The sequence below is a fragment of the uncultured Methylobacterium sp. genome (assembly GCF_964244095.1).
GTDB lineage: Bacteria > Pseudomonadota > Alphaproteobacteria > Rhizobiales > Beijerinckiaceae > Methylobacterium.
Map to the genome: position 1 here is coordinate 1 of NZ_CAXTHR010000026.1, position 26,135 is coordinate 26,135.

The window sequence follows — 26,135 nt, forward strand, 5'->3', positions numbered from 1 at the left end:
CGCAAATCGCTGCCTGAAAACAGAAAAAACGGATTCCTTCGGAGTCGCGGTATATCAGAGGACTCGTAGCGATGCCTTGAACTGTCGAGACTGCCGTTGCGAATCAACCTAAGATATGTTTATCTCCATGAGGTGCGTCTATCGTTTGACTTCATTCCGTTTGTGACGAGGTTGGTATGTCTGCAGGTATGCCAATAATTCTGAACAAACCCTTGTCCTGGAAGAATGCGAATGCTGATGCATTAGCTCTTCTTCAGTCCCTGCAGGGCAACATCCTCAAAGGTCACGGGCGCCACTTTACCGCCAACCTGTTCTTCCGCCTGAAACCCGGTAACGAACGCGCCTCCCGGCGGATGTTGCGCGACCTCGCCAACTTCCACGTCACGAACGCTTATCGGCAATTGCTCGATGCGGAGCACTACAAGCGGAGCGGCAAGAAGCGGAAGGGCGGCAAGGGCGCCGGCCCCTTCGTCCATGTCGCGCTCTCCGCCGCGGGCTACGTCGCGATCGGGCGCGCGGATGCGGCCCCGAAGGACCCGGAATTCTCCCGCGGCATGCGCGATCCCAGAAGCGTTGCCGACCTCGCCGATCCACAGGTCACGGACTGGGAGCCACATTTCCGCAAGGAGATCCATGGGATCGTGATCGCCGCACACGAGACCGCGGCCGAGACCGGCGCCCTCGCCGCAGTGATCCGCGAACTGATCGAGGATGCGAAGGGCACGACCTTCGTGCAGCACGGCGCGGCCCTGTTCAACGCCGCCGGCGAGGGCATCGAGCATTTCGGCTACGTCGACGGCCGCAGCCTGCCCCTGCTCCTCGAAGAGGACATCACGGAAGAGCTGAACGCCACGGGCACGAACCGCTGGGACCCCGCCGCCGGTCTGGACATCGCCCTCGTGGAGGACCCGGGCGTTCCGGTCGCCGACGGCAAGACGCCTACCGCCTACGGCAGCTACCTGATCTTCCGCAAGCTCGAACAGCATGTACGGGCCTTCAAGACCCGCGAGCAGGAGATCGCCACCATCCTCGGGCTTACGGGCGACGAGCGCGAGCGCGCCGGCGCGATGATCGTCGGACGTTTCGAGGACGGCACGCCCGTCACCCTGTCCGACAAGGCTCGGAAGCTCAAACCGCCCAACAACTTCGACTACGCCGGCGACGAAGGCATCCGCTGCCCCCTGCACGCCCATATCCGCAAGACCAATCCGCGGGGCAGCGGCGGCTTCGAGGAGCCCGACAAGGAACGCCTGCACCTGATGCCGCGTCGCGGCATTCCCTACGAGGACAAGCGCCGCGAAGTGCCGCCGGCCGAACTGCCCGACGCGGGAAGCATGAAAGAGTTCAGGGACAAGGTTGCCGACAAGCTGCCGAAGGACGGCGTCGGGTTGCTGTTCATGGCCTACAATTCGGAGATCGGCCAGCAGTTCAAGTTCACGCAGATGAACTGGGCCAACGCGCGGCTTTTCCCCAAGAACCCGGCCGACCCGCTCGGCGGTCCGCGAATCCCGGCCGGGATCGATCCTGTGATTGGTCAAGATGGCGGCACGGCCGCGCAACACAAGGCACTGCTCGATCAGGGCTTGCCGAAGAAATGGGACGAACCGGCCGAAGGGATCGAGAACAAGGTCGGCTTCGCGGGATTCGTCCACATGAAGGGCGGCGAGTATTTCTTCGCGCCGAGCCTGACCTTCCTGCTCAACCTGTGAGCCTCACAGCGGCGTCAGCCCCGCCTCGATCTCGGCCCGGCGCGGCTCCAGGAACGGCGGCAGGGCGAGCCGCTCCCCGAGGCGGTCGAGGGGCTCGTCGGCGGTGAAGCCGGGACCGTCGGTGGCGATCTCGAACAGGATGCCGTTGGGCTCGCGGAAGTACAGGCTGCGGAAGTAGTGGCGGTCGACCGGGCCGCTCGACGGCATCCGCCGCACCTTGAGGTGGTCGGCCCAGGCGGCGTAATCCGCGTCCGCGATGCGGAAGGCGACGTGGTGCACGCCGCCGGCGCCCTGGCGCGCCGGCGCGGAGGCGTCCGCGACGAGCTGGACCTCGGCCGCCGGGCCGCCCGCGCCCATGGAAAACACCTGGACGGCGCCCTCCGGCGTGTCGAAGCCGCGCACGGGCGCCATGCCGAGCACGTCAACGAGCACGGCCGCCGTCCGCTCCGGTTCGGCCACGGCGAGACGGATCGGGCCGAGGCCGCGGATCTGGTGCTCGGCCGGCACGGGGCTGTGCGCCCAGGGATGGGCCTCGCCCGCGCCGCCGTCGTCGACGAGGCTGAGGCGCTGGCCCTCGCCGTCCTCGAAATCCAGCGTCAGGCGGCCGTCGCGCTCGGCCGGCACGGCCTGCGTAACGCCCGCGCGGGCGAGATGCCCGCGCCACCAGTCGATCGCACCGGGGCCTGCGACCCGCAGATGGGTTCGGGTGATGCTGTTGCCGCCCCGCCGCTCGCGCGCCGCCGGCCAGTCGAAGAAGGTCACGTCGGTACCGGGCGAGGCGCGCCCGTCGGCGTAGAACAGGTGGTAGGCCGAGACGTCGTCCTGGTTCACCGTCTTCTTCACGAGCCGCAGGCCGAGCGTGCGGGTGTAGAACGCGAGGTTGTCCGCCGCCCGTGCGGTGATCGCGGTGAGGTGGTGGGTCCCGATGAGCCGCATGCCGGGCCTGTGCCTCAGAAGTTCGTCGGCCGGCCGGCGGCGACGACGAGCATCCGGCCGTCGGCGAAGGTGCGTCCGGCGGCGCGGCGGATGTCGGCCTGCGTGACCTCGGCCACCAGGGCGTTGCGGCGCGCGATGTAGTCCATGCCGAGCCCCTCGAAGGCGATCTGCACGAGCTGGTGGGCGATCTTCGTGGAGGTGTCGAAGCCGAGCGCGTAGGAACCGGTGAGGTAGTCCTTGGCCTTCTGCAACTCGTCGTCGTCAGGGCCGTCGCTGATCAGCCGTCCGATCTCGTCGCCGATCACCGAGAGCGCCTCGCCGACGCGCTCGTTCTTGGTGGCGGTGTAGCCCCAGATCATCGCCGCCGAGCGGTGGCTGACGAGCGAGGTGCCGACCGAGTAGGCGAGCCCGCGTTTTTCGCGCACCTCCTGAAACAGCCTGGAGGTGAAGGCGCCGCCGCCGAGGATGTGGTTGAGCACGTAGGCCGGGATGAAGTCGGGGTCGCGCCACGCGACGCCGGCCATGCCGAAGCGGATCACCGATTGCGGCACGTCGAGGTCGACGACGACGCGCTTGCCGAGGTCCTGGACGGTGGTGCGCGGGATCGCGCGGAGTTCGCCGGCCTCGGGGAGCGCGCCGAACGCCCGCGCGAGGCTCCCGGCGAGGTGATCGGCGCCGATCGCGCCGACGGCGGCGACCTTCACGGCGCCGCGCCCGAGCAGTTGCGCGTGCATCGCGAGCAGGTCGTCGCGGGTGATCGCCGCCACGGTCTCGATCGTGCCCGACGACGGCCGGCCGTAGGCGTGGCCGGCGAAGCCTTCCGCGAAGAACCGGCGCGAGGCCATCACGCCCGGGTCGTTCTGCTGGTAGCGCAGGCCCGCGATCACCTGGCCGCGCACCCGCTCGATCGCGTCCGCGTCGAACCGGGGCTTGGCCAGCGCCAGGGCGAGCAGGTCGATCGCCTCGTCGGCGTGCCTGACCAGCATCTTGAGCGAACCGCCGATCGCGTCGGGGCCGGCGTGGAACGATAACTCGATCGCGCGGGCCGCGAGCCGCTCCTGGAAGGCGTCGGAGCCGAGATCGCCCGCGCCCTCGTCGAGGAGGCGGGCCAGCATCTGCGCGCAGCCGGACTTGCCATCGGGGTCCTGCGCTGCGCCGCCCTCGAAGGTGAAGGCCAGCGCGATCATCGGGACCACCGGCGATTCCACGTGCCACGCCTCGATCCCCGCGGCGGTCTCGACGGGCAGCGCGTTGGCCGGCGTGGCCGCGGTGCGGACGGGCGTCTCGGCCAGATCGGTGTCGGCGAAGTTCATGGGGACCTCGTTGTTCTTGTCGGTGGACGCGGTGCCAAGCACCGTTCGCCGGTGCGGGAGCGGGCGCCTACTCGGCGGCGATCGCCAGGGGCGCGTCGGGATCGCGGGCCTTGACGAGGTAGCCGGTCACGGAGCGCGACGGCGTGAGCCACCGCTCGGCCGCCGCGGCGAGGCGCGCCTTGGTGACGCCCTCGATGTCGGCGGGCCAGCGGCGGACCTCGTCGATGGTCTCGCCGATGGCGAGCGCCGAGCCGTAGATGCGCGCCAGCGACGACTGGCTGTCGGAAGAGTAGACCGTCTCGGCCACGAGCCGGGTCTTGGCGCGTTCGATCGCCTCCGCGTCGAGCGCCTCCGAGGGCGCGCGCCGCAGGACGCGGTCGACCTCGGCTTCCAGCGTCTCCAGGCTGACGCCCTCGGCCGGCACCGCGTAGACGGAGAAGCGGGTGTCGTCGATCGCCGAGCCCATGTACCAGGCGCCCGCGTTCACCGCGAGGCCGCTCTCCATGACGAGCTTGCGGTAGAGGTAGGAGGTCGAGCCGCCGCCGAGCACCTCGGCGAGCAGTTCGAGGTCGTGGCAGCCGCCGTCGCGGGCGGTGATGCAGGAGGGCGCGAGGTAGAGCCGCTGGAGGGTGGGCTGCTCCACCTTCGGGTCGGCGACCGCGAGCCGCCGCAGCGCCTTCGGCTCGGGCTCGCGCGGCCGGACCCGCTCGGGCCGGGCGCCCTGGGGCGCGACGCGGCCGTAGGTCGCTTCGGCCAGACGCCGGACCTCGTCGGGGGTCACGTCGCCGGCGACCACGAGGATCGCGTTCTCGGGGGTGTAGAACCGCTTGTAGTAGTCCAGCGCGTGGCCGCGGTTCAGCCCCTCGATCTCGTGCATCCACCCGATGATCGGGATGCCATAGGGATGGTGGACGAAGAGCGAGGCCGCCATCGCCTCGGAGAGTTGCGCGGACGGGTCGGTCTCGACCCGCATGCGGCGCTCCTCAAGCACGACGTCGCGCTCCGGCGCCACCACGGCGTCGTCGAGGACGAGGCCGGTCATGCGGTCGGCCTCGAAGGCCATCATTGTGTCGAGGTGGTCGCGGGCGACGCGCTGGAAATAGGCCGTGTAGTCGTAGGAGGTGAAGGCGTTCTCCTGGCCCCCCAGGCCCGAGACCGCCTTGGAGAAGGCGCCCACCGGGTGCTTCTCGGTGCCCTTGAACATCAGGTGCTCGAGGAAGTGGGCGATGCCCGACTGGCCGAGCGGGTCGTCGGCCGAGCCGTTGCGGTACCAGATCATGTGGGTCGCCACCGGCGCCCGGTGATCGGGCACCACCACCACCTCGAGGCCGTTGTCGAGGGTGAAGGCCGAGACCTCCGGTCCGCCGGCCTCGGAGCGCCCGAACGGCGCCGCCTCGGCGCGTCCCGCATTGGAGAAGCGGCCGCTGCCAGCGCGGGCCGGGAACAGGGTGGGCGTCGCCGTCCTGAACAGGTGCATTCCGTCTTCCCTCGTGCGGCCCGCACAGGACCGTCCGTTTCTGGTTCAATGTCCGGGCGACGCACGCCTCGGGCATCCCTGACCGGCAAGTCCCGTACCGGCCGGGCCGGTTCGGGACGTTTGCCGAGGTTGCGTCACCCTGGCGTCACAGGGTGCGTCAGCGCGCGCGCTGCTCGCGCAGATAGACGCCCGGATCGGACTCTTCCCGTTCGCGGCTCGGGTTGCCCACCGGGTCGGTGCTGCCGCGGGCCACCTTCTTCGGCGCCTGGCGATAGCCCTTCGGCGGGTCGGTGAGCACGTCGCGCGCGGGCTCGACCTCGGATGGCTCGGACTTCTCGACGCCGATGCCGCGGATCAGGTCGATCGGGTTGACCCACGAATCCTCGCGGGTGTTGTCGCCGGGCTTGCGCTGGCCCTCGCGGGTCACGCTGGCATCGGCCCGCCGGCCGCTGCGCATCTCGTCGATCGAGAGCGTCGCGTTGTTGTCCTCGTAGCGTCCCTGAATCTGGTTGCCCCGGGAGACCCTCCGCTCGGCCGCGGCACGCTCGCGCTCCACCACCTCGGGCTCCCTGGGCCATTGCGGCGAGGCCGCGCTGGCGCGGGGGTCCGGCAGGGCCTTGGCGCCGAGCTTGGGCGGCATCACCAGCGGCGCCCGCTCGCGATACTTGATCGGCGCCTGCGGCTTCTCCAGCAGGCCGATCCCGCTGAGCGCGTTGCGCATGAGTTCGCCGCGCTCCTGGGCCTGCGCCGTGCCCGACAGGCACAGGGCAGCAGCCGTCGCCGGAATGAGAAGAAGCCCCCGATACCCGATCATGATGCCCCGCAGCCGACCCGCCGATGCCCGATCCCCGTTCCAGGGTTCTCGGAAGCCGCCGCGCCTCGCGGCCCGATCCGGCACCGTCGGGTGTGGAGCCGGTTTCCGGCGATCGTATGGCGCCTTGACCGCACCGCACCAGCCGTCCGCGCCGAGACGCACCGGGTGTGGTTTGCCGATCACAGGGGCGGCGGTTCGCCGGAGAGGTCGCTGCGCCGCTCCGGCCTCACGCTGTCGAGGACGAGCCCGACGACGCCGGCGACGATCGCCGCGTCCGCGACGTTGAACACGTACCAGGACCACGCGCCGACATGCAGGTGCACGAAGTCGAACACCGCACCGTAGGCCGCGCGGTCGATCGCGTTGCCGAGCGCGCCGCCGGCGATCAGCCCGAGGGCGAGTCCGAGCACGCGCGAGCGAGTGCGGACCATCCACGCGCTGAGCCCAACGGCCGCCGCGAGCGACAACGCCACCAGCAGCCAGCGCCCGAGTCCGCCCTCCTGCTGGAACAGCCCGTAGGACACGCCGCGATTCCAGACGACGACGAAGTCGGCGTAGGCGCCGTAACGCCAGGGCTGCGTCAACACCAGGTCGGTGCCGAGATAGAGCCAGAGCTTCGCGGCCTGGTCGAGGATCAGCGTCGCGACGAGGGCGGCGAGGCCGAGTCGGGCGGGCGTCATCGCCGCCACCACGTCTCCCTCCCCCCGCAGAGGGGGGAGGGATGTCGCGGCCCGCTTCTCGTCACGCGTCGGCATCCGCGTGCGCCGCGTCCCATTCCCGCAGCGCGCGCGCGTCGCGCGGCGTCACGTCCGGATAGTCCGGGTCGGTGCCGACTTCGGGCGTGACGCGCCAGGAGCGGGCGCATTTCCGCCCCTCCGCGCGGGCCGGGACGACGGCGACGCCGCTGACATCGTCGAGGCGGAAGGCGTCGGAAGGCCCCTCGCCCGCTTCGATCCGGATCGCCGAGGTGATGCAGACGTCGGCGAAGTCGACGCCGTCCAGCGCCGCCAGCAGGTCGGCGTCGGCGATGTACACGGTCGGCGCCGCCTCCAGGCTCGCACCGATGCGCTTTGCCGCCCGCTCGATCTCCAGCGCCCCCGTCACCACGCGGCGCACCCGGCGGATCTTGTGCCACCGCTCCGCGAGGGGGGCGTCGCGCCAGGTCTCGGGGGTCTCCGGCAGGGTCTGGAGGTGGACCGAGCCGGTCTCGGAGGGATAGCGGTCGAGCCACGCCTCCTCGGCGGTGAAGGCCAGCACGGGCGCGAGCCAGATCACGACGCGGCGGAATGCCTCGTCGATGACTTGGAGCGCGGCCCGGCGCGTCACCGAGGAGGCCGGGTCGCAGTAGAGCGCGTCCTTGCGCACGTCGAAGTAGAAGGACGACAGGTCGCCGGTCATGAAGCCGTTGAGCGAAGCCACGACCCGCTTGGTGTCGAAGCTCCGGTAAGCCTCGCGGATCTCGCCGTCGCGTTCGAGCAGCTGGTGCAGCACGAACCGCTCCAGCTCCGGCATCTCGGCGACGGCCACGTCGTCGCCGGGTACGTGGTGGGCGAGAGAGCCGAGCATCCAGCGGAGCGAATTGCGCAGCTTGCGGTAGGTCTCGGCAAACGTCCTGACGATCTCGGGACCGATGCGCAGGTCGTCGGTGTAGTCCGAGGCCGCCACCCACAGGCGCAGGATGTCGGCGCCGGAATCCTTGATGACGCTCTGGGGCGCGACGACGTTTCCTCGCGACTTCGACATCTTCAGCCCCTTGGCGTCGAGGACGAAGCCGTGGGTGAGCACCGTATCGTATGGGGCACGGCCCCGCGTGCCGGCCGATTCCAGCAGCGAGGACTGGAACCAGCCGCGGTGCTGGTCGGAGCCTTCGAGATACATCACCGTGTCCCGGCCGCCGTCGCGGCGGCGCGTCACGTTCGCCAGCCCGGGGAAGGCATCGGGATCGTCGAGCACGAAGGCGTGCGTCGAGCCGGAATCGAACCAGACGTCGAGGACGTCCGTGACCTTTTCGTAATCCGCCGGGTCGTGGTCGGGCGCGAGGAAGCGCGCGCCGTCGACGTCCGTGAACCACGCATCGGCGCCTTCCGCCGCGAAGGCCGCGACGATGCGCGCGTTCACGCGCGCGTCGCGGAGAACCTCGCCGGTGCCGCGGTGCACGAACACGGTGATCGGCACGCCCCAGGCGCGCTGGCGCGAGACCACCCAGTCGGGCCGGTTGCCGACCATGCCGGTGATGCGGTTCTTGCCTTGCGGCGGCACCCAGCGCGTGTCCTCGATCGCCCGCAACGCGACCTCGCGCAGCGTGCGGTCGCCGAGCTCGGCCACCGGCTTGTCCATCGCGATGAACCATTGCGGCGTGTTGCGGAAGATCACCGGCTTCTTCGAGCGCCAGGAATGGGGATAGCTGTGCTTGAGCCGGCCGGACGCGACCAGCGTGCCGGCCTCCACGAGCGCGGCCATCACCGCCTTGTTCGCGTCGCCCTTCTCGCCCTTGTCGGTCAGCACGCGCTTGCCCGTGAAGCCCGGCGCGTCGGCGGTGAGCGCGCCGTCGGCATCGACGGTGTAGGGGATCTTCGTGTCGATGCCGCGCGCGGCGAGCGCCCGGCCGTTGGCCATCCAGACCTCGAAATCCTCGCGGCCGTGGCCCGGCGCGGTGTGCACGAAGCCGGTGCCGGCCTCGTCGGTGACGTGGTCGCCGTCGAGCATCGGGACGGGGAAGTCGTAGCCGTGGCCGGCGAGCGGGTGGGCAAGCGTCAGACTGTCAAGCTCGGCGGCGGTCACGTCCCGCAACCGCTCGAACGCTTCCACGCGCGCGGCGGCGAAGACGCCAGCCGCGAGGCCGTCGGCCAGCAGGTATCCCTGGCCGACCTTCGCCCAATTGTCCTCGGCCGCTTCCGTCACCCTGTAGAATCCGTAGGAAACGCGCTTCGCGTAGGCGACGGCGCGGTTCCCGGGGATCGTCCAGGGCGTCGTGGTCCAGATCACGACCCTTGCGCCGGCCAGACCGTCGGGTGCGCCGTCGCGCACCGGAAACGCCGCGAAGATCGTGTCGCTCGTGTGGTCCTCGTATTCGACCTCGGCCTCGGCGAGCGCGGTCTTCTCGACCACCGACCACATCACCGGCTTCGAGCCGCGGTAGAGCTGGCCGCTCATCGAGAATTTCATCAGTTCGGCCGCGATCGCGGCCTCGGCGGGATAGGCCATGGTCGCGTAGGGATGGTCCCAGTCGCCGGTGACGCCCAGCCGCTTGAACTCGTCGCGCTGCACGTCGAGCCAGTGGGCGGCGAACGTCCGGCATTCCCGGCGGAACTCGACCACCGGCACGTCGTCCTTGCTGCGTCCGCGGGCGCGGTACTGCTCCTCGATCTTCCACTCGATCGGCAGGCCGTGGCAGTCCCAGCCCGGCACGTAGTTGGCATCGTACCCGAGGGCGCCCATCGCGCGGACGATCACGTCCTTGAGGATCTTGTTCAGCGCGGTGCCGATGTGGATGTTGCCGTTGGCGTAGGGCGGCCCGTCGTGCAGCACGAATTTCGGCCGGCCGGCCGCCTGCGCGCGGATCTGGCCGTAGAGGTCGGTCGCCGCCCAACGCTCCAGCAGCAGCGGCTCGCGCACGGGCAAGCCGGCCCGCATCGGGAACGCGGTCTGCGGCAGGGAAAGGGTCTTGGAATAGTCGCGGCCGGCCGGGGCTTCGGCGGGGTTCGGGTCGGTCATGGCGCCGGTCTAGCAGCGGCGTGCGCCGGAGGCCAGCGGATGCGCGGCGCCGCCCCGGACCGGCGGGCCGACCGGACGAAACGTCCGCGCGCAGGGCCCGGCTGGTCCTGCCGTCCCCGTGGTCGAACCCTGGCAGACGGCTGCCGCACGCCGCCCGGTCGGGGCATGTGCCGCGCGAATGCGACCTTTTCCGCCTTTGCGTCGTTGAAGGGACACGGAACCCGGATCGCGCGCAGCGTGGCCGGAGCGATATCCGACAACCCGAACCGGAAGAGATCTCGATGAAGAAGCTGCTGATCGCCACCACCCTCATCCTCGCCCCGCTGGCGCTGTCCGCCTCGGCGCAGGCCCAGGGCACCGTGCGCGGAGCCGAGCGCGGCATCGACGAGGGCAACCGCGCGGCCGGCCCCGTCGGCGGGATCGTCGGCGGTGCGCTGGGCGCCGCGACGGGGACCGTCGGCGGTGTCCTCGGCGTCGATCCGGAAGGTGATCGCCTCGCCCGCGAGGAGCGCCGCGAGGATCGCATGGAGCGCCGCGAGGAGCGCCGCGAGCGTCTGAACCGCTAAGATCCTGATCTCGGCGAACCCGGCTCACTAAGATACGGGATAGGCTCGCAGCCGGGTCTCTTCGGCCACGACCGGTGAGACCCGGTAAGGATCGGAGACCCGCCCGGCCGCTCAGGCGGCCGGGCGGGTCCGCCGCCCGATCGCGTCGTGGGCCAGCAGGTAGAGCCCCGAGCCGACGACGATCGCGGCGCCGAGCACGGTCCAGCGGTTCGGCACGTCGCCGAACGCGAAGAAGCCCAGCATCAGCGACCACAGCAACTGGGTGTAGAGGAACGGCGCCAGCACGTTCGCCGGCGCCCGCGCATGCGCCAGGATCAGCAGCCAGTGGCCCATCGTGCCGAACAGGCCGATGCCGCCGAGCAGCGCCCACACCCACCACACCGCCGGGGTGGTCCAGATCCACGGCAGCAGCGGTGCCATCAGCGCCAGACCCGCGAGCCCGGAATAGAACATCGTCGTCGCGGTCGAATCGTAGGCCGCGAGCTTGCGCGTCGTGACGATGTAGAGCGCGTAGCAGAGCATGTTGCCGAGGCTGAACAGCACCGCCGGATGCACGTCGCCGACGCCCGGCCGCACGATCACCAGAACCCCCAGGAACCCGACCCCGATCGCGATCAGGCGTCGGCGCGACGACCATTCGCCGAGCATCGGGCCGGCGAGCAGCGCGACGGTGAGCGGCGCCGCGAACTGGATCGAGAGCGTCTCGGCGAGCTGGAGGTGGCGCAGCGCGAGGAAGTTCAGCGCCGTCGATCCGAACAGCAGCAGCGAGCGCACCACCTGGAGCCCGAGGCGGCGGCTGTGCACCACGGCCGGCGTCGTCACGGGATTGAGGAACACCGAGATCAGCGCGACGCTCACGAAGTAGCGCATGAAGGTGGTGAGCAGCGGGTCGATCCCTGCCCGCGCCAGCGCCTTCGCCGAGGCGTCGAGGCAGGCGAAGAACGCCAGCGTGCCGCACATCAGCGCGATCCCGACGAGGCGCCGCCCGTCCGGCCGAGCCTCGGCGGCGCTGCCGGGCAGAACCACGGGTCTCTGGTCTGTCGCTGGAATGGTCTTGGACTTTCGTGCCGTCCCGATCGGACGACCCTAACGGACCGGCCCCGCGATCGTCACCCGCTCCGTCGCAGGGATGCCGTGCGGGGGGCGCGTGGTCGAGTCGGGCATCAGGAGCGGCCCTGCTCCCGGGGGAGCCGGACGATCGTGGCGCCGCGTGCGGCGGCCTCGCGTCGGTCATCGGTGGCGTGACCGGCCTTCGGCCTGCGCTCCGGCCGGCGGCGGGCCGCCCGGAGCGGGTTCTTCCGGTTAACGCCAGCGGGCCCGCATCCCCCGTAGGATGCGGGCCGCTGGCGATGGGGCATCGGCGCCTGTCGGCCGGGTCTCAGTTCTCGTCGTCGCCGGGCTCGAAGCTCTGCGGCACCGCCGATTCGGCGCTGGCGACCGGGGTCGGGGCGCCGATGGTTGAGGGCACGTTGACGCCGTCGCGCTTGTAGATGTCGTCGCGGAACTGCACGAGGCCGTCCGGCGTCGCCCAGGCGGTGATGTAGGTCCAGTAGACCGGGACCGGCGCGGTCAGCGTCGCGTCGACGCGCTTGCCGCTCTCGATCGCCTGCTCGACCTGCTCGCGGCCCCAGCCGGGCGTGTCCTTCAGGAGCCACGTGATGTACTCGCGCACGTTCTGCACGCGGACGCAGCCGGACGAGATGAAGCGGAAGTCGTCGCCGAACACGCCCTTGGTGTTGGTGTCGTGCATGAACACGCCGTAGGGGTTCGGGATGTTGATGCGCACGATGCCCATCGAGTTGAAGTCGGCGCCCGATTCCTGCCGATAGGTGTAGCGCGTCCCCTCGTCCGAGTTCCAGTTGACCTGCCGGGGCGAGACCTCGCCGTTGCCCGTGAGGATGTGGATCTTGTTATCGGTGAGGTAGTTCGGGTCCTTCTGCATCTTCGGGATGAGGTCCTTCTTCACGATGGAAGCCGGGACCGTCCAGGTCGGATTGAAGTTGATCTGCGTCGCCTTGGTGTTCATGATCGGCGACTGGCGGTCGATCTTGCCGACGCCGGCGGCATGCAGCGTCACGACCTGGCCGTTCTCGACCGTCTGGACGAGCGCCGCCGGGATGTTGGTGATGACGAAGCGGTTGCCGAGGTTGCCCGCGTAGGAGCGCAGCCGCACCGCGTTGATCTCGAGCTGGCGGAGCCGGATGTCGGCGCCCACGTTCATGGCCTGCTGCGTCGCCATGCTCATCGCGCCGGTCTGGCTCAGGCCGTGGCGGGACTGGAACCGCTTCACGCCGGCCGCGACGTAGGAATCGTAGACGCCCGAGTTGCCCGAGGCCGGATCGATGTCGCCGGTGACGGTCAGGCGCTGGCGCATCGCCGCGACCGCGGGGCCGCGGGCGCCGATGCGCAGGCGGTCGGCGCCGGAGACCGGGCGCCAGCCGCCGCGGGAGACGATCTCCTTGTATCGCTCGACCATCTGCTCGGTGGCGGCCACCGTCTGCGGCGACAGGATCGGCGTGAGCGATCGCTGCACCTGCATCGCGGCGGGCGAGGCGTAGTCCTGCGCCCACTCGGCCTGGGCGTAGCCGGCCTGCTCGCGCGCGAGGGCCGGCACGGCGAGGGCGACGGTGCCGAGGAGCGCGAGGCTCAAGGTAGCGCGGGTGGTGGCCTGAATGAGCATCGTGGCTGGCTCTGGTCCTTGGATGGGCGAAACGGAACGGGCGGCACGCCGCGCGTTCCCTTGAGCCCACGGTGTCCGGGTGCGGTTAAGACTCCATGGCGAGCGGGCCATATTGTGGCACGCGGGTGCGGGCCCGCACATCGAGGACGGGTGCGGCCCCGTGGCCACAGCCGTGCGGGCGTCGCCGTGGCAGGGATGGTGTCGAGCGATTCGATCGCGTAGCGGCACGCGCATGGCACCCGGCAGCGGAAGGATGAACGGCCCCCGCGCGATCATCGCCGTGATCGCGCTGTACGCGTTCGCGCTGCAGGGCTTCCTTGGCAATCTGATGCCGCCCGTGATGGGCGCGGACGGCCACGTCCTCTGCCTGTCCGGAAGCGGGCTCGTCGCCGGGGACCCGGCCCCGGACAGGCCGGCGCCGCATTCCCACGCCGATTGCTGCACCGCCGCCCACGTCGCCGCCGCCGTCGTGGCGCCGGGCGGGGAATCGGCCACCATCGCCTGGCCGCCGCGCCGCGCCGCGCGAGTAGCGTTCGCGACGCATCCCACCAACGGTCCCCGCGCGCCGCCCGGCTCGATCGCCCACCCGAGAGGTCCGCCCGTCCTCTGAACCGATCGCCACCCGATCCCTTCAGACAGACGGATGTGTCCCATGCCCCGGATTGCCCGCGCCGAACTCTGCGCCGCCCTCGGCCTGACCCTCTTCACCTCGGCCGCCTTCGCCCACGCCACCCTCGACCGCAAGGAGGCCGCCCCGAACACGGCCTATCGCGGCGTCGTGCAGATCAACCACGGCTGCGACGGCCGCCCGACGACCCGCGTCAGCGTAACGATCCCCGAGGGCATGGTCGGCGCCAAGCCGATGCCGAAGCCCGGCTGGCGGATCATCACGGCGCGCGGCGCCTACGCCAAGCCCTACCCATCCTTCCACGGAACGGTCAGCGAGGGCGTCACCGCGATCACCTGGACCGGCGGCGAGTTGCCGGACGACGAGGTCGATGAGTTCACCTTCTTCGCCCGCGTCTCCGACGCCTTCCCGCCGGGCGCGACGGTCTACTTCCCGGTCGAGCAGGATTGCGCCGTAGGCGGCTACCGCTGGAGCGAGATCCCCGCCGCCGGTCAGAGCGCGCGCGACCTGAAGTCGCCGGCGCCCGCCGTGCGGATCGTCGCGGCCGCCCAGGGCACGCCCGCACCCGCCTCGATCAAGGCCGGCGACCTCGCGATCACGTCGCCGTGGCTGCGCGAGACGCCGGCCGGCGCCACGGTCGCCGGAGGCTACGTGCGCATCACCAACACCGGTGCGACCCCCGACACGCTGACCGGCGCGGCGATCCCGCTCGCCGGCCGCGGCTCGATCCATTCGATGACGATGGCCGACGGCGTGATGCGGATGGCCGTGGTCGAGGGCGGCCTGATCATCAGGCCCGGCGAGACGGTGACGCTCAAGCCCGGCGGCCTCCACCTGATGTTCGAGGGTCTCGGCGCCGGACCGAAGGCGGGCGAGACCGTCGCGGGCACGCTCACCTTCGCGCGCGCCGGCACCGTGCCGGTGACGTTTTCGGTGGCGCCGATCGGGGCGCAGTCCCTCGGCGCCGCGCCGGCCGGCGGCGCGCACGATCACTGACGATCCCGCCCTGACGATCCTGCCCTGACGATCCTGGAAGCTCCGTGGCGCGCCGCACCCGAGCGCGGCCCGGGGCCTCGCGCCCGTCCCTCTTGTCGTGACGTGCAGGCCCGCCCGCGCAGACGCGCCCGCCGGCCGCCGTCCGAGGTCATTCCCATGTCCCGCCTCATCGGATCGGGCGCCCTGGCGCTCGCCCTCGGCCTTTCCCTCTCCCAGACCTGCCGCGCGCAAGCCGGCCCCGACCGCGTCGAATTGCCGGAACTGTCGGTGAGCGGCGCGGCCGCCGGCTCGGCCACGGTGCCGAGCGTCGCCGAGCAGCGGCGAGCCGTGAACGCCACCGTCGGCTCGGTCGCCTTCGTCGATGCCGCGAGCTTCCAGGACCGCTACGCCAACACCCTGCGCGACGTGCTCAAGGACACGCCCGGCGTCTACGCGCAGGAGCGTTACGGCCAGGAACTGCGCCTGTCGGTGCGCGGATCGGGCATCTCCCGCGGCTTCCACCTGCGCGGGATCGAGGTGCTCCAGGACGGCATCCCGTTCAACCTCGCCGACGGCAGCGGCGACTTCTACCAGATCGATCCGTTGGCCCTGCGTTCCGCCGAGGTCTACAAGGGCGGCAACGCGCTGACCTTCGGCGCGACCACCCTCGGCGGCGCGGTCAACTTCGTCACGCCCACCGCCTACACCGCGTTCGCGCCCAACATCCTGCGCATCGACGGCGGCAGCTTCGGCACCATCCGCGAGAATTTCCAGGCCTCGCGGATCTCGGGGCCAGTCGACATGCTGATCAACGGCACGATCACCAACGCCGACGGTTTTCGCGACCACGAGGTCCAGCGGACGCAGAACTTCAACGCCAACCTCGGCTACCAGCTCGCGCCCGGCATCGAGACGCGGTTCTACGCCGGCGTCTACCTCACCGACCAGAAGCTGCCCGGTGCGCTGAGCCTGTCCGACGCGCTGAACGACCCGACGCGCGCCAACCCCGCGGCGGTGGCGATGAACCAGTCGCGCAAGGTCGAGACCGAGCGGATCGCCAACCGGACCTCCTTCGTCCTCGACGTGGGCAAGCTCGACATCGACACCTGGGCGATCCACAAGTCGCTCTACCACCCGATCTTTCAGGTGATCGACCAGGACGGCTGGACCTACGGCCTCGCGCCGCACTGGGCGGGCACGTTCGACATCGGGGACTTTCGCAACGACACCATCCTCGGCCTGCGCGCCTTCGCCGGCCAGAACTCGGCCTTACAGTTCAACAACCTAGCCGGTCAGCGCAACGGCCAGACCCTGAACGCGCTCCAGAGCGCGTCGAACTACGAGGCCTACGGCGAGAACCGGTTCTGGTTCCTGCCGGACGTGGCCCTGATGACCGGCGCGAAGGTGTTCTCCGCAAACCGCACCTACAGCAACAAGGGCGGGTTGGCAGCAAACCCGAACGTTCAGTTCGCCAACGAGACCTACGAGGGGGTCAACCCGAAGGTCGGGCTGCTGTGGCAACCGCTGCCCGACATCCAGGTCTTCGGCGACGTCGCGCGCTCGCGCGACGTGCCGGATTTCGGCGACCTCGTGCAGACCAACACGCTGCGCACTACCTTCGCCCCGCTCGCGGCGCAGCGCGCCTGGACCTACGAGGCCGGCTCGCGCGGGCGGATCGACCGGCTGTCGTGGGACGTCACGCTCTACCGCTCGGAGATCCGCAACGAACTGATCAACTTCAACACCGCGCTCGGCGCGGCGACGAACGTTCCGGCGGCGACCTTCAACGCGCCCCGCACCCGGCACCAGGGCGTCGAGGCCGCCATCGGCCTCGACCTCGCCCGCGACCTCTCGGGCGTCGGCGACCGGCTGAGCCTGTCCCAGATCTGGACGCACAACGACATCCGGTTCGTGAACGACCCGGTCTACGGCGGCAACCGCATCGCCGGCATCCCGGCCGACGTGCTGCGCACCGTGCTGCGCTACGCCCATCCGGGCGGCTTCCACATCGCCCCGTCGATCGACTGGGTGCCGCAGGGGGCGTTCGCCGACCACGCGAACACGCTGAAGGTGCCGGGCTACGCGCTGTTCAACGTCGAGGCCGGCATCGACTTCGCCGACGGCGTCTCGCTGTTCATCGACGCCCGCAATCTGACGGACGCGCGCTACGTCGCCGACATCTCCGTCGTCGCCAACGCGCGCGCCGTGGCAGGCGGCCCGGTGGCGTTCTATCCCGGCGTCGGCCGAGCGGTGTTCGGGGGCGTGCGCGCGGCGTTCTGATCCCTCAGGCGCCGAACAGCACCGCATGCATCAGCCGGCCCGGCACCAGGGTGAACAGGCCGGTGATCACCAGGGCGCCCGCGAACAGCCCGATCATCGTCCAGCGATGGGCGGCGATGTGCCCGGCGCGGGCGAGCCCGACGCCGAGGACCAGCATGCCCAAGGTGAACACCGACAGCCCGTGAATCCAACTGAACGGCCCGAACTGGCGCATGCCGTGGATGCCGAAGGAGGTCAGCGCCACGAGGGCGAGCAGCCCGACCCAGGCGCGGCCGAGCCATCGATGGCGGCGGCCGCCCTTCGACAATGCGAACTGCGCCAAGCCGAGCCCGACCGCGAGCACGGCCGCCAGCGCGTGTGACTGGATCAGCGGACCGGCGGCTGCGAGCGGCGCCAGATTCATCGCCACACTCCACGGCGGCGATGCGACCCGATTCGCTCAGACATGACGCCGCTCCCGGAATCGCATATGTTGACAACAGCAACATGAGGAGAAGTGTTGGCGATGTCAACATCCGATCGCGCGGTGCCCTACCACCATGGCGATCTGCGCCGTGCCCTGCTCGACGCGGCCACGCGGCTTCTCGTGGGCGACGGGGTCGATGCGGTGACGTTGCGCGAGGTGGCACGCGCGGCGGGCGTCTCGCACAACGCGCCATACCGGCACTTCCCGAGCCGTGAGGCCCTTCTGGCCGGCCTCGCGACCGACGGGTTCGTTCGTCTGCGTCGTCGCCTGGACGCGGTGGCGGAGACGGAAACCGGGCGCGTGAACGCGCTCGGGCGCGCCTACCTGACGTTCGCCGTCGAGGAACGGCCGCATTTCCTGCTGATGTTCGGCGGCACGGTCGGCAAAACCGCCTTCCCCGATCTGGAGGACGCCGCCGCGGCAGCCTTCGCGATCCTCGAAGGCGCCGTCGACGCCGAGGGCGGCGGGATGCCGGGGGCGGCCCTGCGTGCCTGGGCGCTGGTCCACGGCCTCGCCCATCTCGTCGCGGAGCGGCAGATCGCGCCGGAGACCGCGTTCGCGGCGCTCGGCGAGCCAGCCTGACGACACGAATTAAGGTTACCGATCGGTTGTCGCGACGCGAGGGGCGGATCGGCGCTAGGATTGCGGCACGGCTCGCGAACACGCCGGGTGCGTTCCAGGACGGAACGGAAACAGGACCCGGCAGCGGCGCAGGAGGCAGGATGAACGGCTACGACGTCACGTTCCGGGACGCGCAGGACTGGGTCGATTTCGGCCGGACTTACGTCGCGTCCGACGCCTTCCGCGCGCTGTTCCACGACGGGATGGCGCTGGTGGAGGAGACCGCGGCCTACCTCGACGGCGAGGGCCGCGACGAGTCGCGCCTGATCGCGCGCGATGCCACCCTCGCCTACGCCTCCGAGAGCATGCGGCTCACGACCCTGCTGATGCAGATCGCCTCCTGGCTCCTAGTCCAGCGCGCCGTCGCGGAGGGCGAGATGACGGCGGGCCAGGCGTTGCAGGAGAAGAACCGGGTGCGGCTCGCCGCCACCGAACCGCCGAAGGCCGAGAGCTTCACGCTGCTGCCGGTCCGGTTCCAGAACCTCGTGCTGCGCGCGCGCCGCCTGCACGCACGCATCCTCCACCTCGACGGGCTGATCTCGGACGACCGTCCGACGCCGCTCGCCATCGAGAGCCCGGTCGCCGCCCAGCAGGGCTTGCTGCGCTCGGCCTTCCCGACCGGCCGCCCCTGATCGCCTTCGACGGATCAGGTCCGGAACACGGCAAAGGGCGGCACCGCAAGGCGCTGCCCTTCCCGCTCGTGACGCACCCCGACGAAACGCCGAGGCCAAATCGCAAAAGGTTAAAGATTACTTGCGGCCGACGAGGTTGCCGAAGCGCGAGGTGAAGCGCGAGACGCGGCCGCCGCGATCGAGCATCTTCTGCTCGCCGCCGGTCCAGGCCGGGTGGGTGAGTGGATCGATGTCGAGGTTGAGGGTGTCGCCCTCCTTGCCGTAGGTCGAGCGGGTCCGGTACGCGGTCCCGTCGGTCATCACCACCTTGATGAAGTGATATTCGGGGTGCTCGGTCCCACTGGTCTTCTTCTCTTTGACCTTATTGGCCGGGGGCGTATTTGCTTGGGCCTTTACGGCCGGGCTCTTTGCCATGACGTCTCGTCCTCGACGGTGCACGGACTCCGGGAGCGCGGAAGGCGCGGCCCGTAAGGTCCGTGGGTTGAAACGCGATCGATCGGGCCATTGCCACGAACCTCGCGTTCGTGGCAACCGCTCGTACCACGCCGAAAGCGCGTCCTGGCCGAAGGCGCGTCTTGGCGGCCCGCGGCCATTGAACACGCGCAATCGGATGAAGGCGCGCGTATACCGCAGGCTCCGCCGGCTCACAAGCAAGCGTGACGCGCGGTGGGGGGAAACACCAGAGGCGTGATGGCCCGCAAGACGAACCCGGCCGCGGACGGCCGCGACAAGGCGCCGCTGAGTTCGCTCCGGCCGCTGATCCCGTTCGCGACGGCCTATCGGGGCCGCATCCTGGCCGCCTTCCTCTCGCTGCTGATGGCGTCCGCCGCCACGCTCTCCGTGCCGATCGCCATGCGGCGGGTGATCGACCACGGCTTCTCGGCCGACGGCGAGAGCATGATCAACGCCTACTTCCTGGCGCTGCTCGGCGTCGTCACGGTCCTCGCGCTGTCGAGCGCGGCGCGGTACTACACGGTGGTGACGCTGGGCGAGCGCGTGGTCGCCAACCTGCGCAGCGCCGTGTTCCGGCAGCTCACGCTCCTCGACCCGGCCTTCTTCGACCGCACCCTGTCCGGCGAGATCGTCTCGCGGCTCACCGCCGACGCGACGCAGGTGAAGGCGGTGTTCGGCGTCGCGATCTCGATCCTGCTGCGCAACCTCTTCCTGTTCGTCGGCGCCGTGGCGATGATGGTGGTCACCAGCCCGAAGCTCTCCGTGCTGGTGCTCGGCGCGATCCCGTTCATCGTGTTTCCGCTGATCGTCTCGGGCCGCGGCGTGCGCCGCCGCTCGCGCGCCGCGCAGGACCGGCTCGCCGATGCCTCGGCCTATGCCGCGGAAGCGGTCGGCGCGGTGCGGACCATGCAGGCCTTCGGCATGGGCGCGGCCACCGCCGACCGCTTCGGTCAGGCCTCCGAGAACGCCTATGCCGCCGCCGGCGAATCGATCCGCGCCCGCGCGATGCTCACCGGCGTGGCGATCTTCCTGATCTCGGCCTCGGTCGTCGGCGTGATGTGGTACGGCGCGCAAGGGGTGCTCGCCCACACGATGAGCGCCGGCCAGCTCTCGCAGTTCGTGCTCTACGCGGTGTTCGGCGCGAGCGCCCTCGGGCAGCTATCCGAGGTCTACGGCGAGCTCGCCCAGGCCGCGGGCGCCGCCGAGCGCCTCGGCGAGATCCTCGCCGCCGAACCCGCGATCCGGGCGCCGGCCGACCCGCTGACGATGCCGGTGCCGGCCCGCGGCGCGGTGGCCTTCGAGGCGGTGCGCTTCGCCTACCCGACCCGCGCCGGGACGGCGGCGCTGGCCGGCGTCTCCTTCGCGGCGGCCCCCGGCGAGCGCATCGCGCTGGTCGGACCTTCGGGGGCCGGCAAGACCACGGTGCTGCAACTGCTGCTGCGGTTCTACGATCCGCAATCGGGCCGCGTGCTGGTGGACGGGATCGACATCGCCCGCGTCGACCCGGAGGCGTTGCGCGCGCGCATGTCGCTGGTGCCGCAGGACCCGACGGTGTTCTCCGGCTCGGTCGCGGAGAACATCCGCTACGGCCGGCCCGACGCGTCCGACGAGGCGGTGCGCCGCGCGGCCGAACTCGCCAACGCGGACGGCTTCATCCGCGCCCTGCCGCAGGGCTACGCCACGCCGGTGGGCGAGCGCGGGGTGACGCTGTCGGGCGGCCAGCGCCAGCGCGTCGCCATCGCCCGCGCGATCCTCAAGGACGCGCCGATCCTGCTCTTGGACGAGGCGACCTCCGCCCTCGATGCCGAGAGCGAGCGCGCCGTGCAGGCAGCGCTCGACGGGCTGATGCGCGGGCGCACGACGCTGGTCATCGCCCACCGGCTGGCCACCATCCGCGCCGCCGACCGCATCCTCGTGCTCGACGAGGGGAGGATCGTCGAGGCGGGCACGCACGAGAGCCTGCTGGCGCAGGGCGCGCTCTACGCGCAGCTCGCGGCACTTCAGTTCACGGATGCCCTCGACGAGACCGCGCGGGGCAAGGAGCGGCGCCTGCGTGGCAGGACCATGCCGGCGGCCGAGTAGGGCTCTGCCGGTGTTCGACCGCTTCCCCCGTCTCGCGCTCCTCGACCGCCCGACGCCGATCCAGCCGCTCCCCCGGCTCTCGGCCGCCCTCGGGGAGGCGCTGAACGGCGTGCGCCTGTTCGTGAAGCGCGACGACCTCGCCGCCGTTGGCGGAGGCGGCAACAAGCTGCGCAAGCTCGAATTCCTGCTCGGGGCGGCCCGTGCCGAGGGCGCGGACATGGTGGTCACCGTCGGCGCTCTACAATCCAACCACGCCCGGCTCACCGCCGCCGCGGCCGCCCGCGAGGGCTTCGCCTGCGAGCTGTTCCTGACAAAGAGTGTGCCGCGCACCGACGTGGCCTATACCGGCAACGGCAACCGCTTCCTCGACGACCTGTTCGGCGCCCGCGTCCACGAACTGCCGGGGGATGCCGATTCGCTGTCGGCCGCCGAGGCCCGCGCCGGGGTGCTGCGGGCGCAGGGCCGGCGCGTCTACGTCTTCCCGTCCGGCGGTTCGAGCCCGGTCGGCTGCCTCGGCTACGCCGCCTGCGCCGCCGAGATTCTCGCCCAAAGCACGGCGATGGGCGAGGATTTCACCCGCATCCTCGTCGCCAACGGCAGCGCCGGCACCCATGCCGGCCTCGCAGCCGGGCTTTTCGCGATGGGGCACGATCCGAAACTTGCGAAATCCTACGCGGTGCTGGCGACGCAGGCGCAGGCCGAGGCCGAGACTCTGTCCAAGGCCAACGCGACGCTCGCGCTGCTCAAGCCCGGCGCGTCGCTGTCCTCGGCCGACATCGTGATCGACGGAGGCCACCGCGGGCCCGGCTACGGCATCCCCACCGACGCGATGCGCGCGGCGGTGCGCCTGATGGCGCGGAGCGAAGGCGTGCTCCTCGATCCAGTCTACAGCGGCAAGGCGTTCGGCGGCCTTCTGCACGACGTGCGGACGGGACTCTACCAGCCGGGCGATGCGGTGCTGTTCCTGATGACCGGAGGCGTGCCGGGGCTGTTCGCGTACCCGGGCGCCTTCGCGGAGACGTGACGCCGCTTCACCGCTCCGTCAGCTTCATCTCGATCCGCCGGTTCCTGCCGTAAGCGTCCTCGCCGGTGCCGGCATCGAGCGGCTGGAACTCGCCGAACGCGCCGGCGAGCAGGCGCTGCGGCGCCAAGCCCCTGCCGGCGAGGTACTGCACCACGGCGATGGCGCGGGCCGCCGAGAGCGACCAGTTCGAGGGGAACTGCGCGCTGGCGATCGGCCGCGCATCGGTGTGGCCGTCGACGCGCAGCACCCAGGGCAGGTCGGCCGGGATCTGCTTGGCCAGATCGAGGATCGCGCCGGCGATGCGGTCGAGCTCCGGCCCGGCCTCGGGTTTCAGCGTGGCCGACCCACCCGGGAACAGCACCTCGGATTGCAGCACGAAACGGTCGCCGACGACGCGGATGTCGGTGCGGTTGCCGAGGATCTGGCGCAGCCGCCCGAAGAAGTCGGAGCGGTAGCGGGCGAGCTCCTGAACCTTCTGCGCGAGCGCGACGTTGAGCCGGCTGCCGAGGTCGGCGATGCGGGCCTGACTCTCCCGGTCGCGGTTCTCGGAGGCCGCGAGGGCGTCCTCCAGGGCGGCGAGCTGGCGGCGCATCGCGCCGACCTGATCGTTGAGCATGTCGATCTGCGACTGCGCCCGGCCTGTCGCCGTGCGCTCGGCCTGCAACTGCCTGTCGAGGTCGCCCGCCTGGCCCCTGTTCGTCGCGCCCGCCGCGGCCTCGGCCCGCGCCCGGTCGCGCTCGGCCTCGACGGAGAGCAGCGTGTTACGCAGGGTCTGCGCCGTCTCCTCCTGCCCGCGCCGGTTCGACCGCTCCAGGGCCAGCAGGTCGGTGAGATCGACGAGCTGGCGGTTGAGCCGGGCCAGGACCGTGTCGCGCCCGGTCAGCTCCTGCGACAGGAAGAACTGGCCGACGACGAAGATCGTCAGCAGGAACACGACCGCGAGCAGCAGCGTCGCCAGCGCGTCGACGTAGCCCGGCCAGACGTTGAGGCCGCGGTCGCGGCGGACCAGGCGCGAGGCCATCAGACCTTCTCCCGGCCGAGCCGGTCGAGCACCTGCTTCATCTCGCGCTCGCGGCCGGCCTGCGCCTCGACCCAGTCGCGGATCATCTGCTGCTCCGCCCGCATGTGCTGGACGAGGCCCTGGATGCCCTCGGCGAGGTTGGTCATCGCCTGCGTCGCCGCCCGCCCGTTGGCGCCCTCGGAGACGACGGTGGTGAGCCGGTCGACGGCCTCCTTCAGCGCCGCGGCGGCCTCGGGCTCCTGATGCGGCGGGACGAGGGCGGGCGCGGCCGCCTCCGCGCCGGAGACCAGCCAGTCCTCCAGCTCGTTGTGGAAGCGCGCATGCGCCTGCCCCGCCTGGAGGTCGAGGAAGCCGGTGATCAGCGAACTCGCGAGGCCGAACAGCGAGGCGGAGAAGGCGAGGCCGATGCCGCTCAAGGGGACGGCGAGCCCGTTCTTCAGCTCGTCGAACATCACGCTGGCATCGCCCCCGCCGCGCATCGACTTGATCACCGAGCCGACCGCCGAGAGCGTGTCGATCAGGCCCCAGAAGGTGCCGAGCAGGCCGAGCAGGATCAGGATGCCGGCGATGTAGCGCAGGATGTCGCGGCCCTCGTCGAGGCGCGCGGCGACGGTGTCGAGGAAGGCGCGCACGCCGGGCAGCGTCGCGCCCTCGCATCGCGCCTGGATCGCCGGGACGAGGGGCCCGAGCAGGCTCGGGGGCCGCTTCGGGCTTTCGCCCGCCGTCACCGCGTTGACGTAGGCCGCCTCGCGGAACAGCCGGACGACCTGCCCGAAGGCCAGCAGCACCGCAATCAGCAGCACGCCGAGGATCAGGCCGTTCAGCCCCGGATTGGCCTGGAACGCCGGGGTGACCTGACGGAACAGGATGAAGGCGAGGAAGCCCACCAGGATCAGGAAGACCAGCATCCGGATCAAGTAGATGCCGGGTCGGGCGATCGGCTTGGCCGGCTGTGCGGTCTCGGGTCGGGCAGCCATCGATCGCGACTCTTCGGAAGGTGCGCGAAGCCGTCTCCCGAAGATGATCGGCGGCCTCGATCGAACAGGCCGGCACTGTGGCGTCAGCCACCGGTGCGATCAAGCCGCGAGACCGACGATCCCGTGTTCAAGCGGGGCTAATCCCAGTCGCGCGGCCAGGTCTCCTCCAGGTGCGGCCCGAGGCGCACGGCGGCGACCCGCACGGCGAGGCCCGCCGCGTCGGTCTCGACGGCGATGCCGCACAGCGTCCCCGCCCCTTGCGCGGCCTCCAGGCGCGCGCCCGGCGTCTTCTGGAGGAAGCGGCGCAGCGGCTCGTCCTTCTGCATGCCGAGCACCGAGTCGTAGTCGCCGCACATCCCGGCATCCGAGAGGTAGGCGGTGCCGCCGGGCAGGATGCGGTGGTCGGCGGTCGGCGCATGGGTGTGCGTGCCGACCACAAGGCTGGCGCGGCCGTCGAGGAACACGCCGAAGGCCTGCTTCTCGCTGGTGGCCTCTGCATGCACGTCGACGATGACGGCGTCGGCCGCCTCGCCCAGCGGACACGCGGACAACTCGCGCTCCACCGCGGCGAAGGGATCGTCCATCGCGTCGAGGAAGATCCGGCCCATCACGCTGACCACCAGCACGCGGGCGCCCGCGGGCGTCTCGACGATCGTCGCGCCCCGGCCGGGCGTGCCGGGCGGGTAGTTCGCCGGCCGGATCAGCTTGGGCTGGCGGTTGATGAAGACCAGGGCCTCGCGCTGGTCGAACGAATGGTTGCCCAGCGTCACCGCGTCGGCCCCGGCCTCAAGGATCTCGTCGCAGATCGCTTCCGTGATGCCGAAGCCGCCGGCCGCGTTCTCGCCGTTGACGACGACGCAGTCGAGCCGCCACCGCTCGCGCAAGCCGGGCAGCCGGTCGGTGACGGCCCTGCGGCCGGGACGCCCGACGACGTCGCCGAGGAACAGGAGCCGCATCACAGCGCGTCTTCACTCAGGGGAACGGGGCCCGCCTCGGTGACGAGGTGGTCGAGGGGGCGGTCGTGCGGCTCGGCCGGCACGCGGGCGATCTCCTGGACGGAGAAGGCGATGCCGATCGTCAGGACCGGGCGAGCGCGCGAGAGCCGCGCGATCGCCCGGTCGTAGTAGCCGCGGCCGTAGCCGATGCGCTGGCCGCGCCGGTCGAAGGCGGCGAGCGGCACGATCAGCGCGGTCGGATCGAGGGCGGGCAGGTCGTCGCGCGGCTCGCTGAGGCCGAAGCCGCCGGCGATGAGGGCCTCACCCGGCCGCCACTCGCGGAACACGAGGCCGTCCGGCGTCACCTTCGGCAGCGCGACGCGCCGGCCGCGGGCGAACAGGCGCTCGATCAGCGGGCGCGGGTCGACCTCGCTGCGGATCGGCCAGAACGCGCCGACGAGCGGCGCGTCCGCGAGGCCGGCGACCGCCAGGGCGTGCTCGGCCACGGCGAGCGACCCGGCGCGACGAATCCGCGGGTCGAGGGCGTCCCGGCGCGCGAGCGCGTCGCGGCGCAAGGCTGCCTTGTCGCACGATGTCGGGGACGCTGGGTGCGGAGCCACGTGAGCCGTTGGAGGATCGATCCCGGGAAACCTACAGTGTAGGTGGGCGCCGTGTTGACCAAGTCCAGGGACGAGGCCAGGGACAGCTCCCGGGGGAGTCGATAAGGCCCCGGGGAAAGTGCTCCTGACGGACTCTGCAGCCCCGCCCCGACTATGTAGCGGTACGCTTGGGGCGGCGCCAGGGGGGGCGTCCCGGTTTGACGTTTCGGCAC

22 protein-coding genes, 1 other RNA gene and 1 pseudogene are annotated in these 26,135 nt (G+C 71.0%); 9 read left to right on the forward strand and 15 right to left on the reverse strand.

The window, feature by feature from the left end; genetic code table 11:
- Positions 1-176 precede the first annotated feature (176 nt).
- Positions 177-1,709, forward strand: a complete 1,533-nt coding sequence (locus ACFE86_RS06405; RefSeq protein ID WP_375454493.1) for a Dyp-type peroxidase — start codon at positions 177-179, stop codon at positions 1,707-1,709.
- Positions 1,710-1,712: 3 nt separating this feature from the next.
- Here ACFE86_RS06405 and ACFE86_RS06410 read toward each other — a convergent pair whose 3' ends face one another.
- The 6 genes from ACFE86_RS06410 to ileS all read right to left on the reverse strand — a co-directional run bounded on the left by ACFE86_RS06410 (position 1,713) and on the right by ileS (position 9,963).
- Positions 1,713-2,645 carry a ring-cleaving dioxygenase gene (locus ACFE86_RS06410; RefSeq protein ID WP_375454494.1) on the reverse strand — a complete coding sequence of 311 codons (933 nt, stop codon included), beginning with the start codon at positions 2,643-2,645 and terminating at the stop codon, positions 1,713-1,715.
- A 14-nt stretch (positions 2,646-2,659) separates the two neighbouring features.
- Positions 2,660-3,958 carry a M16 family metallopeptidase gene (locus ACFE86_RS06415; RefSeq protein WP_375454495.1) on the reverse strand — a complete coding sequence of 433 codons (1,299 nt, stop codon included), beginning with the start codon at positions 3,956-3,958 and terminating at the stop codon, positions 2,660-2,662.
- A 67-nt stretch (positions 3,959-4,025) separates the two neighbouring features.
- A complete protein-coding gene (locus tag ACFE86_RS06420) occupies positions 4,026-5,435 on the reverse strand; it encodes a M16 family metallopeptidase (protein WP_375454496.1) in 1,410 nt (469 codons plus the stop codon).
- A gap of 157 nt (positions 5,436-5,592) precedes the next feature.
- Entirely contained in the window at positions 5,593-6,249 is a 657-nt protein-coding gene (locus tag ACFE86_RS06425; protein ID WP_375454497.1) for a hypothetical protein, read from the reverse strand.
- A 179-nt stretch (positions 6,250-6,428) separates the two neighbouring features.
- Positions 6,429-6,929, reverse strand: coding sequence for a signal peptidase II (lspA, locus tag ACFE86_RS06430; protein WP_375454498.1), 501 nt, complete (start codon positions 6,927-6,929; stop codon positions 6,429-6,431).
- Between the two features lie 61 nt (positions 6,930-6,990).
- Positions 6,991-9,963, reverse strand: coding sequence for an isoleucine--tRNA ligase (gene ileS / locus ACFE86_RS06435; RefSeq protein ID WP_375454499.1), 2,973 nt, complete (start codon positions 9,961-9,963; stop codon positions 6,991-6,993).
- Positions 9,964-10,244: 281 nt separating this feature from the next.
- Here ileS and ACFE86_RS06440 point away from each other — a divergent pair, with 281 nt between their 5' ends.
- A complete protein-coding gene (locus ACFE86_RS06440; RefSeq protein ID WP_375454500.1) occupies positions 10,245-10,529 on the forward strand; it encodes a hypothetical protein in 285 nt (94 codons plus the stop codon).
- Positions 10,530-10,640: 111 nt separating this feature from the next.
- Here ACFE86_RS06440 and ACFE86_RS06445 read toward each other — a convergent pair whose 3' ends face one another.
- Together ACFE86_RS06445 and ACFE86_RS06450 are read right to left on the reverse strand one after the other, a co-directional pair.
- Entirely contained in the window at positions 10,641-11,555 is a 915-nt protein-coding gene (locus ACFE86_RS06445; protein WP_375454501.1) for a DMT family transporter, read from the reverse strand.
- Between the two features lie 352 nt (positions 11,556-11,907).
- Positions 11,908-13,209 carry a murein L,D-transpeptidase gene (locus ACFE86_RS06450; protein WP_375454502.1) on the reverse strand — a complete coding sequence of 434 codons (1,302 nt, stop codon included), beginning with the start codon at positions 13,207-13,209 and terminating at the stop codon, positions 11,908-11,910.
- Positions 13,210-13,462: 253 nt separating this feature from the next.
- Here ACFE86_RS06450 and ACFE86_RS06455 point away from each other — a divergent pair, with 253 nt between their 5' ends.
- The 3 genes from ACFE86_RS06455 (at position 13,463) to ACFE86_RS06465 (ending at position 17,092) form a co-directional block, all read left to right on the forward strand.
- Positions 13,463-13,819 carry a hypothetical protein gene (locus ACFE86_RS06455; protein WP_375454503.1) on the forward strand — a complete coding sequence of 119 codons (357 nt, stop codon included), beginning with the start codon at positions 13,463-13,465 and terminating at the stop codon, positions 13,817-13,819.
- Between the two features lie 42 nt (positions 13,820-13,861).
- Complete coding sequence (locus ACFE86_RS06460; RefSeq protein WP_375454504.1) at positions 13,862-14,833, forward strand: DUF1775 domain-containing protein; 972 nt, start codon at positions 13,862-13,864, stop codon at positions 14,831-14,833.
- Between the two features lie 156 nt (positions 14,834-14,989).
- Positions 14,990-17,092 (forward strand): TonB-dependent receptor family protein, encoded by a 2,103-nt coding sequence (locus tag ACFE86_RS06465; RefSeq protein WP_375454505.1) that lies wholly within the window; start codon positions 14,990-14,992, stop codon positions 17,090-17,092.
- 4 nt (positions 17,093-17,096) lie between these two features.
- Here the strand turns inward: ACFE86_RS06465 and ACFE86_RS06470 are convergent, their stop codons facing one another.
- The gene (locus tag ACFE86_RS06470; protein WP_375454506.1) at positions 17,097-17,495 is read right to left on the reverse strand and encodes a DUF2306 domain-containing protein; all 399 of its coding nucleotides are present in this window, start codon (positions 17,493-17,495) and stop codon (positions 17,097-17,099) included.
- A gap of 102 nt (positions 17,496-17,597) precedes the next feature.
- On the opposite strand from ACFE86_RS06470, the gene ACFE86_RS06475 reads away from it, so the two are divergent.
- On the forward strand, positions 17,598-18,140 hold the full coding sequence (locus ACFE86_RS06475) for a TetR/AcrR family transcriptional regulator (RefSeq protein WP_375454507.1): 543 nt from the start codon (positions 17,598-17,600) through the stop codon (positions 18,138-18,140).
- A gap of 140 nt (positions 18,141-18,280) precedes the next feature.
- Positions 18,281-18,811, forward strand: coding sequence for a DUF1465 family protein (locus ACFE86_RS06480; protein WP_375454508.1), 531 nt, complete (start codon positions 18,281-18,283; stop codon positions 18,809-18,811).
- Between the two features lie 117 nt (positions 18,812-18,928).
- Here ACFE86_RS06480 and rpmE read toward each other — a convergent pair.
- A pseudogene (gene rpmE / locus ACFE86_RS06485) lies at positions 18,929-19,141 on the reverse strand (50S ribosomal protein L31); the annotation flags it as partial.
- Positions 19,142-19,501: 360 nt separating this feature from the next.
- On the opposite strand from rpmE, the gene ACFE86_RS06490 reads away from it, so the two are divergent.
- Both ACFE86_RS06490 and ACFE86_RS06495 read left to right on the forward strand, forming a co-directional pair.
- A complete protein-coding gene (locus tag ACFE86_RS06490) occupies positions 19,502-21,346 on the forward strand; it encodes an ABC transporter transmembrane domain-containing protein (RefSeq protein WP_375454509.1) in 1,845 nt (614 codons plus the stop codon).
- 10 nt (positions 21,347-21,356) lie between these two features.
- A complete protein-coding gene (locus ACFE86_RS06495; protein ID WP_375454510.1) occupies positions 21,357-22,370 on the forward strand; it encodes a D-cysteine desulfhydrase family protein in 1,014 nt (337 codons plus the stop codon).
- Positions 22,371-22,377: 7 nt separating this feature from the next.
- Here the strand turns inward: ACFE86_RS06495 and ACFE86_RS06500 are convergent, their stop codons facing one another.
- The 5 genes from ACFE86_RS06500 to ssrS form a co-directional block, all read right to left on the reverse strand.
- Positions 22,378-23,391: a peptidoglycan -binding protein gene (locus ACFE86_RS06500; RefSeq protein WP_375454511.1), complete on the reverse strand. Its 1,014-nt coding sequence runs from the start codon at positions 23,389-23,391 to the stop codon at positions 22,378-22,380.
- Positions 23,391-24,368 carry a MotA/TolQ/ExbB proton channel family protein gene (locus tag ACFE86_RS06505; protein ID WP_375454512.1) on the reverse strand — a complete coding sequence of 326 codons (978 nt, stop codon included), beginning with the start codon at positions 24,366-24,368 and terminating at the stop codon, positions 23,391-23,393. Before ACFE86_RS06505 ends, ACFE86_RS06500 begins: the two co-directional genes overlap by 1 nt.
- Positions 24,369-24,505: 137 nt before the next feature.
- A complete protein-coding gene (locus ACFE86_RS06510; protein ID WP_375454513.1) occupies positions 24,506-25,324 on the reverse strand; it encodes a YmdB family metallophosphoesterase in 819 nt (272 codons plus the stop codon).
- A complete protein-coding gene (locus tag ACFE86_RS06515; RefSeq protein ID WP_375454514.1) occupies positions 25,324-25,923 on the reverse strand; it encodes a 5-formyltetrahydrofolate cyclo-ligase in 600 nt (199 codons plus the stop codon). Before ACFE86_RS06515 ends, ACFE86_RS06510 begins: the two co-directional genes overlap by 1 nt.
- Positions 25,913-26,069: non-coding RNA, 6S RNA (gene ssrS, locus ACFE86_RS06520), on the reverse strand. Before ssrS ends, ACFE86_RS06515 begins: the two co-directional genes overlap by 11 nt.
- Positions 26,070-26,135 lie beyond the last annotated feature (66 nt).

What these genes read in the sequence shown, in the direction of transcription:
- ACFE86_RS06405 (WP_375454493.1), top strand. Translation starts at nt 177, where the DNA reads ATGTCTGCAGGTATGCCAATAATTCTGAACAAACCCTTGTCCTGGAAG.
- ACFE86_RS06410 (WP_375454494.1), bottom strand. Translation starts at nt 2,645, where the DNA reads ATGCGGCTCATCGGGACCCACCACCTCACCGCGATCACCGCACGGGCG.
- ACFE86_RS06415 (WP_375454495.1), bottom strand. Translation starts at nt 3,958, where the DNA reads ATGAACTTCGCCGACACCGATCTGGCCGAGACGCCCGTCCGCACCGCG.
- ACFE86_RS06420 (WP_375454496.1), bottom strand. Translation starts at nt 5,435, where the DNA reads ATGCACCTGTTCAGGACGGCGACGCCCACCCTGTTCCCGGCCCGCGCT.
- ACFE86_RS06425 (WP_375454497.1), bottom strand. Translation starts at nt 6,249, where the DNA reads ATGATCGGGTATCGGGGGCTTCTTCTCATTCCGGCGACGGCTGCTGCC.
- lspA (WP_375454498.1), bottom strand. Translation starts at nt 6,929, where the DNA reads ATGACGCCCGCCCGACTCGGCCTCGCCGCCCTCGTCGCGACGCTGATC.
- ileS (WP_375454499.1), bottom strand. Translation starts at nt 9,963, where the DNA reads ATGACCGACCCGAACCCCGCCGAAGCCCCGGCCGGCCGCGACTATTCC.
- ACFE86_RS06440 (WP_375454500.1), top strand. Translation starts at nt 10,245, where the DNA reads ATGAAGAAGCTGCTGATCGCCACCACCCTCATCCTCGCCCCGCTGGCG.
- ACFE86_RS06450 (WP_375454502.1), bottom strand. Translation starts at nt 13,209, where the DNA reads ATGCTCATTCAGGCCACCACCCGCGCTACCTTGAGCCTCGCGCTCCTC.
- ACFE86_RS06455 (WP_375454503.1), top strand. Translation starts at nt 13,463, where the DNA reads ATGAACGGCCCCCGCGCGATCATCGCCGTGATCGCGCTGTACGCGTTC.
- ACFE86_RS06460 (WP_375454504.1), top strand. Translation starts at nt 13,862, where the DNA reads ATGCCCCGGATTGCCCGCGCCGAACTCTGCGCCGCCCTCGGCCTGACC.
- ACFE86_RS06465 (WP_375454505.1), top strand. Translation starts at nt 14,990, where the DNA reads ATGTCCCGCCTCATCGGATCGGGCGCCCTGGCGCTCGCCCTCGGCCTT.
- ACFE86_RS06470 (WP_375454506.1), bottom strand. Translation starts at nt 17,495, where the DNA reads ATGAATCTGGCGCCGCTCGCAGCCGCCGGTCCGCTGATCCAGTCACAC.
- ACFE86_RS06475 (WP_375454507.1), top strand. Translation starts at nt 17,598, where the DNA reads ATGTCAACATCCGATCGCGCGGTGCCCTACCACCATGGCGATCTGCGC.
- ACFE86_RS06480 (WP_375454508.1), top strand. Translation starts at nt 18,281, where the DNA reads ATGAACGGCTACGACGTCACGTTCCGGGACGCGCAGGACTGGGTCGAT.
- ACFE86_RS06490 (WP_375454509.1), top strand. Translation starts at nt 19,502, where the DNA reads ATGGCCCGCAAGACGAACCCGGCCGCGGACGGCCGCGACAAGGCGCCG.
- ACFE86_RS06500 (WP_375454511.1), bottom strand. Translation starts at nt 23,391, where the DNA reads ATGGCCTCGCGCCTGGTCCGCCGCGACCGCGGCCTCAACGTCTGGCCG.
- ACFE86_RS06505 (WP_375454512.1), bottom strand. Translation starts at nt 24,368, where the DNA reads ATGGCTGCCCGACCCGAGACCGCACAGCCGGCCAAGCCGATCGCCCGA.
- ACFE86_RS06510 (WP_375454513.1), bottom strand. Translation starts at nt 25,324, where the DNA reads ATGCGGCTCCTGTTCCTCGGCGACGTCGTCGGGCGTCCCGGCCGCAGG.